Source organism: Paenibacillus sp. Marseille-Q4541 (genome assembly GCF_018310695.1).
Lineage (GTDB): Bacteria > Bacillota > Bacilli > Paenibacillales > Paenibacillaceae > Paenibacillus.
In genome coordinates this window covers 60,144-70,381 of the sequence record NZ_JAGXCY010000027.1, presented here as the reverse complement: position 1 = coordinate 70,381, position 10,238 = coordinate 60,144, and the positions used below count along the sequence as shown (strand labels likewise).

The 10,238-nt window shown below is 41.5% G+C and carries 12 protein-coding genes and 3 pseudogenes; 9 read left to right on the top strand and 6 right to left on the bottom strand.

Going from position 1 to position 10,238, the window contains the following annotated elements; genetic code table 11:
* The 5 genes and pseudogenes from KFT32_RS20905 to KFT32_RS27315 form a co-directional block, all read left to right on the top strand.
* Window positions 1–774, top strand: a pseudogene (locus KFT32_RS20905) (hypothetical protein); the annotation flags it as partial.
* A gap of 446 nt (window positions 775–1,220) precedes the next feature.
* Window positions 1,221–1,490, top strand: a complete 270-nt coding sequence (locus KFT32_RS20900) for a hypothetical protein (RefSeq protein WP_211749421.1) — start codon at window positions 1,221–1,223, stop codon at window positions 1,488–1,490.
* A 260-nt stretch (window positions 1,491–1,750) separates the two neighbouring features.
* A complete protein-coding gene (locus KFT32_RS27500; protein ID WP_283246456.1) occupies window positions 1,751–1,933 on the top strand; it encodes a tyrosine-type recombinase/integrase in 183 nt (60 codons plus the stop codon).
* Window positions 1,926–2,210: a tyrosine-type recombinase/integrase gene (locus tag KFT32_RS27320; protein WP_211749419.1), complete on the top strand. Its 285-nt coding sequence runs from the start codon at window positions 1,926–1,928 to the stop codon at window positions 2,208–2,210. The genes KFT32_RS27500 and KFT32_RS27320 overlap by 8 nt, the downstream gene beginning before the upstream one ends.
* A gap of 134 nt (window positions 2,211–2,344) precedes the next feature.
* Window positions 2,345–2,449, top strand: a pseudogene (locus tag KFT32_RS27315) (ATP-dependent DNA ligase); the annotation flags it as partial.
* A 4-nt stretch (window positions 2,450–2,453) separates the two neighbouring features.
* On the opposite strand, the gene KFT32_RS20885 reads toward KFT32_RS27315, so the two are convergent.
* The 5 genes and pseudogenes from KFT32_RS20885 to KFT32_RS27725 form a co-directional block, all read right to left on the bottom strand.
* Complete coding sequence (locus KFT32_RS20885; protein ID WP_211749418.1) at window positions 2,454–3,203, bottom strand: DUF4393 domain-containing protein; 750 nt, start codon at window positions 3,201–3,203, stop codon at window positions 2,454–2,456.
* Window positions 3,204–3,718: 515 nt separating this feature from the next.
* Window positions 3,719–4,510: an FRG domain-containing protein gene (locus KFT32_RS20880; RefSeq protein WP_211749417.1), complete on the bottom strand. Its 792-nt coding sequence runs from the start codon at window positions 4,508–4,510 to the stop codon at window positions 3,719–3,721.
* Between the two features lie 150 nt (window positions 4,511–4,660).
* Entirely contained in the window at window positions 4,661–5,266 is a 606-nt protein-coding gene (locus tag KFT32_RS20875) for a replication-relaxation family protein (RefSeq protein WP_211749416.1), read from the bottom strand.
* Window positions 5,211–5,645, bottom strand: coding sequence for a hypothetical protein (locus tag KFT32_RS20870; protein ID WP_211749415.1), 435 nt, complete (start codon window positions 5,643–5,645; stop codon window positions 5,211–5,213). Before KFT32_RS20870 ends, KFT32_RS20875 begins: the two co-directional genes overlap by 56 nt.
* A gap of 16 nt (window positions 5,646–5,661) precedes the next feature.
* Window positions 5,662–5,898, bottom strand: a pseudogene (locus KFT32_RS27725) (FtsK/SpoIIIE domain-containing protein); the annotation flags it as partial.
* 255 nt (window positions 5,899–6,153) lie between these two features.
* Here KFT32_RS27725 and KFT32_RS20860 point away from each other — a divergent pair.
* The 4 genes from KFT32_RS20860 to KFT32_RS20845 all read left to right on the top strand — a co-directional run bounded on the left by KFT32_RS20860 (window position 6,154) and on the right by KFT32_RS20845 (window position 9,572).
* Window positions 6,154–6,927, top strand: coding sequence for an alpha/beta hydrolase (locus tag KFT32_RS20860; protein WP_211749414.1), 774 nt, complete (start codon window positions 6,154–6,156; stop codon window positions 6,925–6,927).
* Window positions 6,928–7,348: 421 nt separating this feature from the next.
* The gene (locus tag KFT32_RS20855) at window positions 7,349–8,431 is read left to right on the top strand and encodes an alpha/beta hydrolase family protein (RefSeq protein ID WP_211749413.1); all 1,083 of its coding nucleotides are present in this window, start codon (window positions 7,349–7,351) and stop codon (window positions 8,429–8,431) included.
* A 47-nt stretch (window positions 8,432–8,478) separates the two neighbouring features.
* The gene (locus KFT32_RS20850; RefSeq protein ID WP_211749412.1) at window positions 8,479–8,847 is read left to right on the top strand and encodes a DUF4180 domain-containing protein; all 369 of its coding nucleotides are present in this window, start codon (window positions 8,479–8,481) and stop codon (window positions 8,845–8,847) included.
* Window positions 8,848–8,903: 56 nt separating this feature from the next.
* Window positions 8,904–9,572 carry a formylglycine-generating enzyme family protein gene (locus KFT32_RS20845; RefSeq protein ID WP_211749427.1) on the top strand — a complete coding sequence of 223 codons (669 nt, stop codon included), beginning with the start codon at window positions 8,904–8,906 and terminating at the stop codon, window positions 9,570–9,572.
* Here KFT32_RS20845 and KFT32_RS20840 read toward each other — a convergent pair.
* Window positions 9,550–10,080 carry a hypothetical protein gene (locus tag KFT32_RS20840; protein WP_211749411.1) on the bottom strand — a complete coding sequence of 177 codons (531 nt, stop codon included), beginning with the start codon at window positions 10,078–10,080 and terminating at the stop codon, window positions 9,550–9,552. The two genes, KFT32_RS20845 and KFT32_RS20840, sit on opposite strands and share 23 nt — an antisense overlap.
* Window positions 10,081–10,238 lie beyond the last annotated feature (158 nt).

Genomic DNA, 10,238 nt, shown 5'->3' with positions numbered 1-10,238 from the left:
ATGCTTGTACTATACGAAAAAGAGAGATACCAGTCCTTTATTAACTTAGCAGTAATACAAGTTGAAGGATTATTTTATGACTTTTGTTTGATAATTAATGAAGAAATAGAACCAGATAATGTAGGAACGCTCAGTGTCAAAGCCGAGAAGGTTTTCTCTTCGAATCTAGCATTATGGCTTTCAATTTATCCATATTTCGCTTTTGAGGCACCAATATTTAGAAATGAAATTGCCCATAATGGAATCTGGGTTTCAGGAGATGCGAAGAGTTTTGCGAACGAATTAATACTCGATATACATGCAATTATTAGTGCTATTAAAATGTCAAATAAATTACCGTATAACATGTTACCAGTTTTTCTTCCGCTACGAGAAAAGATATCGACACTTGAGTACAGTCAAACAGATTATATGACTATATTGACAGAATTATTTGCAGGACTTCAGTTTGGTAATAATGACTTTTTCTCTATAGTGAAACAAAGGGAAGAGAAAAAAGAAACGTTGGAGTTTTATCAGATAACGATAAATAGCACTAGTCAATCGAATTTATATGAAGAATGCTGTAGACTTTTTCAAGTATTAACAGATGAGAAGTTTTGGGATTTAGTAATCATCAAATTGTCTGAAATCACCAAACATCAAAAGGGCAAGCCATATGACTTTGTAGACTTCGTGACCAAGTTAACTAATGATTTTATTGGAGAGTTTGTTCAAGGGAGTAGTTTGAAAGAAAAATGCATATTAATAAAAAAAGATTTAGCCAGATTTTAAACTTAAGCTATTCCGTTAAATTGAATGGACTGAGATTGATGACTTTTCAGAGGAGTCCGCAATAATTGTTCACTTGGAAGCAGTGGCAACAGCACGGTAACAATACGGTAACAAACAACTAATTATGACAGAGTATAGCCGATAACCAAAGAGCATGAAAATGCTGAGACGACGGGGCTCAAAAGTATATCAGGTACTTTTAAATAACGATAAATAACAGTGCCGCATCGCTGGCAGCGATGAGGTCAGGGGTTCGATCCCCCTAGGCTCCATTTAACGTTTGAAATCCGCTATTTTTAGCGGATTTTTTCGTTTTCTAGACGTTGATTTTACGTTGACTGTATTCGTGGACACCACGGCAGATATGCGCTCCCCTTTTCGCAGTGATGCGCTTCAGTTCCTTTCGCATTCTTACCGACATTACGGTGTAAAGGAGCTTTTTTGGTATGGACAGACGGAAAGGACGCTCAATTAAAAAAGAGCGTAATGCTGAGCGAATGAAATACTCGCTTGATTTTCTATTTGATCACTATTATCAAGCTAGGAGGGCAGAAGGGCGCGCGGAAAATACGCTCAAGACGTACGAACAAAACTATAGATATTTCTGCGAGTACTTGGACTCACGTGGTATTGTACGTGATATACGAAACATTGACGTAAAATTGGGACGCGATATATTTTATGGCTACGGTATGAAAAGCGTAAGTTTAGCGTAACGTACCTGAGAGTGCAAAGACCGTCGGACTTTTACCGAAGTCTATTAATACGCGTATTTTTAAAAACGATGTTCCGTTTTTTACATGAAGATGGCGTTATTGACTCCGACCCGTTTGCAACATTAAAACCGGTTGAAGACGTCGGACGCGATATTGAGGTCCTAACTGTGGACGAGCTTAAGTGTCTTCTTAAAGCTCCAGATAAGCGTAAATATAGCGATTTCCGTGATTAAGTTGTGCTTAATCTGTTGATTGACGGTATGTTGCGGATTGATGAAGCATTGACTTTGCGGAAACAGGACGTAAATATAATGGCAGGACACGTTACGTTAAGAAAAGAAATTGTCAAGACACGGAAGGGACGTACTGTTCCAATAACGAAACGGACAGCAAAACTGATGCAGGAATTGATCAATGAAACGGAGGATTTCGATAGTGACTAACGTTTTCTTGAGTAATTATGGTGATCGGTTGACGCCTAATCACTTTCGTCATCAATTGAAGAAGTATGCAAAAAGAGCCGGTATTACTAAACGCATACATCCACACTTGCTCCGTCATACTGGTGCTACCCTTTTTCTGGAGGAAGGTGGGTCCGAACGTCACCTACAAATTATACTTGGACACTCTGACGGGAGAATGACCGCGCATTATACTCATCTTTCCGATAGATCCATTAAAAACAATCATGAGGAAAACTCACCGATCGATTTTAAGTAAGTTGGAAAAACCGAGAAAAACTAACCGATCAACATAATTGGAAGTATAACGGTGGCAAACTTTTGCTTAAATAAAAGCGTGCAAGTCCTTAGCTGGGGCTCGCACGCTTTTATTTACGTTTTTTTGACTGTTCCGAATTTGTATACGTGGAGCCGCGGTTAAGGGCTCGCGTGAAGATGCGGAACTGGACCAAAGCGGGGGTGCTGCGTAGTCCGGTGTTCTGCAAGTTTATTGTTTAATCTATTATAGAACTGTGGATTTAAAAGAACTTCCTAGTGAAGTCAAACTCCAAAAACACTCATTAAATTCGATATTGAATGGTTTAGCTCTGCTTCCGTTTACTGAAGAAATAAAATCGATACTTCTAAGTTTAGTATATCGGCTCTTATCTGACGAGGTCGACGTATCTATGCATTCAATAAGACCGAGCCTAATTAGATTATCAGCTACAGTCATGTAAGATACAAAATTTTCAGTGTCCACTCCAGGAAAGTCAAAAATATATTTGAAATCTCTGTAGGAACCGTCATTAACTGAGGTATCGTACAAACGAAGTGAACAGCACCCTGCTGTTTTAGTATTTTCGCAAAGGTATCTAAAGCACGTAGCATCAACGGAAGAAAGCTGTTTTATTATTTCAACAAATGAAGGGTGAACAGTTGTTTGTTTTGTTCTGTCTGAAGAGGATACTACTAAGTTAATAAACATTTGTCTTAACTCATCTGTTTCAATATAGTATTTTGATGCTTTAATTGCTGGTCCGACGATATGAAGGGGGGGTTGAACAAGGTTTTCTGGTTTTATATTATCTAGTCCATCTTGAAGACCCTCTTTGAATAACTGGATGTTGTGCTCTTGTTTTATCTTTATCTTGGCTAACCAACCAAAACTAACCGAGACCATGTCCCCTAAGACGTTTCCTAACTCTTTAGCTGGTGGGATAAGTACTTCTTTAGATATATCGGCCGAAGCTTGCCCTAATTCTTTAAACATGTTGTAAACACTTCCTCGCTATAAAATTGAACACATACACGCTATCCCGCGTATTTAAACGCACACTCCGCGCATGTAACGCTCGCCCTTTACCTTAACGCTGGTCTCCGTTATGCCCTCGATCACACCGCTGCCGACAAGTTCCTGGTCGACGAAGATTACGATGGGCGTTGCGTTCATTTTCGCGGTATAAAAGTGGATATTGGAGGTCAGCGGCTTCATAAATCGGTTCATAAACGTAGTCCTTTCGTATTAGGGTACGGGAATATATTCGACAAATTGGAACAAATTTCCTGTTTAAAAAACATAAAATAAAATATACGTAAAGTTAGCGAGGCAATTTGCGGACAGGTTTGCTGAAGTGTATAGCGAGGCACTTGTGGAGTAGTAAGTGAGGAAACTATATACAATCGTTAAAATGAAAAACGCTGTCCCCGTTAGTAAATTGTCGTTACCGGCGAGGACAGCGTTTTGTATACGTGGAACCGGGCTCAGATGAAGATAAGATTACTCCGTTAGTTAAGCATAGTCATTATGGAGGCAGCCTTCTTCTCTAGAGCTTTTAAGGTTTGTACCTCTAATCCGGGATTATTCACAAATTTTGCTAATCCGTCGAGATCTGGGAACAACGTATATTCATTTACGCCGTTTAATATTAAAAATCTCTTTATATCTTCAGCGCATGTCGGTGTTAGCTTTATTCTTACCAGTATCCCTTCGGACATCAACTCACCGTTACATTCTTTATCCAGAGGTTGCATTCCATTTCCTTGCATAGTAAAAGTTCCATTCTGCACTATTATTCTGCGATTATTCTTAATGGGGCTAATGGCAACGGAGTAAGGTAGAAAGTTTATTTCACCTTTTAAATAATCAATATAATTATCTCCTTCTGCAAGATCAATTAAGCTTGGTTGCTTATTTTTCTTATTTAACATATTCGGGGAAAGTAGCCATATCTCAGCATCGTTTTCCTGGGTCCAGCTTCTGTATGCAAAGAAGAGCGCAGTAGCAAATGACTCGGTCCAGTCTAGTAATCGTGTTTCTACACCATGATGTTGCATTACAAACAACAAATTCCAATCAGTGAGTTGATGGTCAAGGTGTCCGTATTTTCTGAATTGGTTATATCTATAAGACTCATATAGTAAGTATTCATTAAGATTTCTAGGAATATTACTTCTAAATAATCCCGATTTCAACTCAAATGACGCATCTGAATGCCCTCTAAACCAAGCTAATGGGTTCTGACGACAGAAATCATCAATTTGGTTTAAAACGTTCAACCATTCTTTTGAATAAGCCAATTCTATTCGCTCTCCTCTTAAACTGCGTATTTAAACTCGAAAACTATGCACATATGTCGTTCGCCCTCACTATAAAACTGGTCTCATACCCATATTTTCTTAGTAGTTTCGCAATACATTCGACATTTTGGATTAAATTTCCTTCTATAGTTATTTCAAATCATCTCGCGTCAGTACCTGCGATTCCAATCCGGCTTTATCTAAAATCGCACGCAAGCGATCGCGCCTATACTCGCTAACCGTCACGAACAGTATTGCCGGAAAATTCCCGTGTTTTTTCTCCCAACGTCCGGTATCCTTTAACGCGCGGTACATATCGATCTTGCGTTGATTCTGCGCCGTGCTCTGCGTTATATCCACCTCAAGGAATGTATACGCGTTCTTCGTCCGCAAAAGCGCATCCGCCTGGATCGCGTGATTATCCCATTTCACCGTATATTCTGGCCGCCAATATTCAGGCTGCAGTGCGATGAGTACGTCATTGCGCATAATCGTGTGTCCTACGTGCTGCGTGCGTCGAAGCTGCGGCTTCTCGCTACCGATCTCCTTGCGTCCGTTAGCGTTGAGGTAAAACACCGTCTCGCCTTCTCGAAACGACGAGAGGAAGTCGCTCATATCGTTAAGTATTCGCGTGGTATTCCTGCGACCTCCCAGGTTGTTAAGCCGCTGTACTTGCGATGTAGTAAGATATCCGTAAGTTTCAAAGCTCGATAGTATTACCGTCCATCGGGTTTGCTTCGCTATCGTTCGATTCATTCTGCGCTACCTCCTCATATGTTTGAGTTTGTTTCTGCGGTAACTTTGCGATAATCTTGCGCGCTTGTTCTGCGGATAGGTACGGTGCTTGAAGGATTACGTCTCGGGACGTTTGAAAGATTAAGCGTCCAGGGATGTCCGGTAAATCCGCTGCTGCCGGGCTATCAAGTATAATCCGGGATTGTATAGTGTCGCGCGTTCTGAACGAGATTGACGCTGCTACATTTGTTTTTATATTTCCCGGGAGAGAATCCGTGCTTGGGCGTTGAGTCGCCAAAACTAAGAGAATCCCTGCGGCTCTACCCTTAGCGGATAACCTCGTAATAATCGCTTTAATTTCCGCTTTAAGCTTCGCGTCCGGGTCGCCTGCTCTTGACACAAAGTCGGCCAACTCGTCAATAACAAGTATCGCTTATCATCTCCGCTTCAATTTCCGACGCGAGTCTTCGCACATCATCAAGAGACATACCGAATCCCTTAACACACGTTAGCCGTCGAAACATTCCGAGTTCAACGCCTGATTTTAAATCACATAAATAAAGATCCGGAGCCGGTCCGCTAACAAGAGTCGTTAATATTGATCGTAAAAACACCGATTTTCCACCGCCTGATATGCCTCCGATAAGTAAATGCGGATAGCTACCGTCAAAGTCGTAGTAATCAGCGCGCCAACGCTGTTTTGATCGGCCGTCTGCAAACGCTCCCCAAAAGGCTTTTAAGAGGCATTTTCGTAATGTCTAAACAGACAGGTTAGTCTAACAAATACAAAAAGGCAGCCATCAATCATAGGCTGCCTTTTTGATTTCATATAAATACCAATTTTAGGGTGTGTGATAAAATAAAGTATATTTATGAAAGTTAGAAATCTACCTTTTGGAGGGGAAAGAATGCGTGTAATTCAATTCGACTTACCTGTGCGAGAGTTAATTTATAAAGTAATTGGGGAGCGGCATTTAAAATTGTACATATTTGAGCCGGAAGAGCCCGTAGATAACAAAACAGCCATCCTATTTTTCAATGGAGGAAGTTATAAAAAAGGACCATTAACCCCGGCTCAATTTCAGCACCAAGCACGGTATTTATCATCCAAAGGCGTTGTTAGTATTTGTGTCGATTATCGAAATGGACATGATGATGGGTTTACTCCAGTCCAAGCGATTAGTGACGCTAAATCTGCTATTACCTGGGTGCGAACTCATTCCGCAGAGCTCGGAGTCAATCCGAATCAAATTGTAATGTGTGGTGCATCGGCAGGTGGTTATACAGTGGTATCTTCAATAATGTTTGATCATATCAATGATGATCAAAGTGCAGATTACATTCCAAACGGCCTAGTTGTTTTAGCTGCTGGGATGGATGGAGTGGACATTATGGAGAGATTATTTCCCGAACTACTAGATAGAGCGACTGATTTGTCTCCTATACACAATATTAAAAAGTGTCTTCCCCCAACATTATGGATGTGCGGGACATCCGATGAGCTCTATACCCAAAATAAGAAATTTACTAATAGTATGAAGGCTAAAGGAAATGACATTACTTTTGTATCTTATGAAGGGATGGGGCATGGCTTCTTTAATTATGGTTGGCATGAAAATAAGCCTTACAACGAAACTACACTAAGGATTGAGGAATTCTTGAAATCATTACGATTTTTATAGTGCGTTATTTGGATATCATTTTCAACTGTTCAATGGTTTCGACCAGAGAATATTGTTCAATTATTTGCTTTGCCTTAATGGGTACCTCTTCCGAAGTTTGCGCGTGTTGTAGCAATAGAAAATAGTATTTGTTACTTTTATCCATCATATTTTGGGTAAACATTATCGGTTACTTTCTAAAAATGCATTGAAGACAGTCACTTTATTTCCTCATGACATCACTTCATGAAAGCAAAGAGGTATAATGTTCCCTCTTATGCTGTTCAGAAATGATTGTTCCGACCCCATCTATTTGTTACAATCGTTTTTGATCAAAGCCTGACGGGCACCACTTAAAGGAATAATCATTCAAGGAAACAGTACATAAAAGCGCTGCTCTGGACGTTATGGCTAATGGATCGGAAAGGTGGTGAAGGGGGATATGCCGGATAATGAAAATAATTTTCTATCAGGTAAAACGGAAGTGGAAACATGGAATCCCAAGCTTTATTTAGACCAACTTACCGAGAATATACAGCCGCAGAGCGCTTTCTATCCAGGGATGGATTGGGATGACTGGAGTGCAGAATTAGCGGAACGGATGGTATCACTTTTGGGAGGCTTCCCTGAGCACTCTTCGTTTCTTGATCCCGTGATCTTGGAGCGTACCGAACTTGATGATCATATCCGCGAACGCGTGGAAATTACCACCTATGAAGGTTTGCGTATGCCAATGTATTTATTGCTTCCCCTACGTTCCTATGAGAGACCCCGGCCCATAGTCATCGCTCTGCACGGACATGGTTACGGGAGCCGTGAGATAATCGGTTTGGAACCGGATGGATCGGAGCGTACTGGGCAGCCCGGTCTACACAAGGACTTTGCGCTCGAATTGGTCAGACGCGGATTCATTGTTGTCGCTCCGGAGCTTCTTGGCTTTGGCGACCGTAGACTCAGGGAGGACTTCACGGCTGATCCGAAAAAAAGCTCTTGTCATTATATCGCCTTAAGACTGTTAATGGCAGGAGGAACGCTTGCCGGTTATCGCATTTATGAAATGATTCGTGCCCTCGATTATGTGCAGACGAGAGAAGAGGCTGATCCAGTTCGTATAGGTTGTATGGGCATATCCGGGGGAGGAATGATCGCTTCTATGATGTCCGCTCTGGATGAACGCATCGGAGCTACAGTGATCAGCGGATACGCGAATACGTTCGAAGACAGCATTCTCACAAGAAGTCACTGTCTAGACAATTATATCCCGGGCATCTTACGGGAGGCCAGGATGGCTGATTTCATTGGATTGATCGCTCCGAGGCCGTTACTGTTGGAAGCGGGAATCGAGGATCGGGTTTTTCCTCTGATCGGCGCGAAGCGAGCTTACACAATTCTTGAACAGATCTATGAAGCAGCCTCTGCAAAGGAGAGTCTGAAAGCTGATTTTTTTGACGGAGGACATGAAATTAGCGGGCGAATGGCCTATGATTGGTTAGAGGAACAACTAAGTAGTAAACTTCAAGATTGATGAGGATACTCGTATTGTATACGAAGTAAAGTCGTAGGGGGATTTTTATGGATATAGCAAAGGTAGAAATGAATAATATTAATATTGCCATAGTGAACGGCAGTGAGATCGTTATAAAGGATGTTCAGTCCGCGCTGGATCTAATGGCAACCGTACAATATGAAGCAGGATGCAATCGTATCTGTATACACAAATCTTTAGTCAGTGAAAACTTTTTTGATTTGAAAACACGTCTTGCAGGCGAAATCCTTCAGAAGTTTATCAATTACCATGTAAAGGTTGCTTTTATAGGAGATTTTTCTGTCTATTCAAGTAAAAGCTTTCAAGATTTCGTCTATGAGTGTAACAGCGGAAAGGATATCTTTTTCTTGCCGACGGAACAACAAGCGATTGAAAAGTTAAGTGTGTCATTATAAGAGATGGAACGGGAGGAAGATAGGTGAGCATAATACCCGGGCTTGCTGAGTATCCAATGGTGAACATTCCTGCAGGTGAAATTGAGTTAAGGGATGATCGGATCAAACAGACATGGTCGGTAACAGTGAAGTCTTTTTTGCTCGCACCGGTTCCTGTTACAAGCGCGTTATATTCCTCGATATTGCAACATACAAGGGATTCTTATGAAAAATCTAAGGTTCCAATTGTGGACGTCTCATGGAATGATGCTATTCTCTTTTGTAATTTGCTATCTCAACACTCGGGTCTGGAGGAATGTTATTCAGTCAGTAACGATGGTGAGCGTGTTGCCTGTAACTGGGAAGCGGATGGCTATCGTCTTCCTACAGAAGCGGAATGGCAATATGCCTGTAAAGCAGAAACAACAGGGTATCGCTATGGAGATCTTGATGAAGTAGCGTGGTATCAAGAAAACTCTGAAGGCAGGGTACATGAAGTAGGTGGGAAACTGCCGAATGTCTGGGGACTTTATGATATGTTAGGAAATGTGTGGGAATGGTGTTGGGATGTATACGATGTGAAAGTATATGATTCCTACCGGATTTTCCGCGGTGGCAGCTGGGCGGAAGAGGCTAGGGGCTGTGGTTCGACATGCCGCCGGAGGAGTCATCCTTCATTCCGAATCGATGATCTTGGTTTTCGTCTTGCCCGGTCCCTATATCCTACGCCAAATAAAATCGGATGATTCCAAGTACCGCAAAACCTAGCAACGTAGCACCAGATCCAATACCTGTGATTGCGCTGCACGCTACTTGGAGTTTCCGTGAAACGAACAATGAAATAATCGAAATGGATACCAGAAGAGCAGCTAACAGGTATAGACTTGGATCTTTAAATACGCTTGCTAATCCTATAAAATGAATACCTACAATAAAGGCAATCCAAGGGGCCACCTTATCTTTCTGTTTTATTCTGATCAGCACAAATGCTCCAGCTCCAGCCAAAAAGAATTCAACATAAACGGTTATTACATAGTTCCTGAAATTGGTCTGGTCTGTGAGTGCGGAAGGAGCATTCCAGTTCGTTATACTTAAGTAAACGCCAAACAAACATACTAGAAGCGCTATCCCAGAAGCAATACCTAAGTATTTCCGCCAGCTAGCTCTCGGATTTTCCTGTGCCCAACCGAACCAGCTCATACTAAACATACCGAATATAGACGCGTACATAGCGAAATCCCTTATATATTCCATCAAACACCTCCGGTGAAGAATGTTTTGACTCGTTCATATTATGTTATGAAATAGGGGGCAGCTGGATTCCTTCTTGGGAAAAAGTACGATCATACATGAAAAGAGACGGCATCCATAGGATTGCCGTCTCTTTGTTTGAGTGCAGTATTCAAGTTTAT

What these genes read in the sequence shown, in the direction of transcription:
- KFT32_RS20850 (WP_211749412.1), top strand. Translation starts at nt 8,479, where the DNA reads ATGGATATAGCAAAGGTAGAAATGAATAATATTAATATTGCCATAGTG.
- KFT32_RS20840 (WP_211749411.1), bottom strand. Translation starts at nt 10,080, where the DNA reads ATGGAATATATAAGGGATTTCGCTATGTACGCGTCTATATTCGGTATG.
- KFT32_RS20885 (WP_211749418.1), bottom strand. Translation starts at nt 3,203, where the DNA reads ATGTTTAAAGAATTAGGGCAAGCTTCGGCCGATATATCTAAAGAAGTA.
- KFT32_RS20900 (WP_211749421.1), top strand. Translation starts at nt 1,221, where the DNA reads ATGGACAGACGGAAAGGACGCTCAATTAAAAAAGAGCGTAATGCTGAG.
- KFT32_RS20845 (WP_211749427.1), top strand. Translation starts at nt 8,904, where the DNA reads ATGGTGAACATTCCTGCAGGTGAAATTGAGTTAAGGGATGATCGGATC.
- KFT32_RS20860 (WP_211749414.1), top strand. Translation starts at nt 6,154, where the DNA reads ATGCGTGTAATTCAATTCGACTTACCTGTGCGAGAGTTAATTTATAAA.
- KFT32_RS20855 (WP_211749413.1), top strand. Translation starts at nt 7,349, where the DNA reads ATGCCGGATAATGAAAATAATTTTCTATCAGGTAAAACGGAAGTGGAA.
- KFT32_RS27500 (WP_283246456.1), top strand. Translation starts at nt 1,751, where the DNA reads ATGTTGCGGATTGATGAAGCATTGACTTTGCGGAAACAGGACGTAAAT.
- KFT32_RS20875 (WP_211749416.1), bottom strand. Translation starts at nt 5,266, where the DNA reads ATGAATCGAACGATAGCGAAGCAAACCCGATGGACGGTAATACTATCG.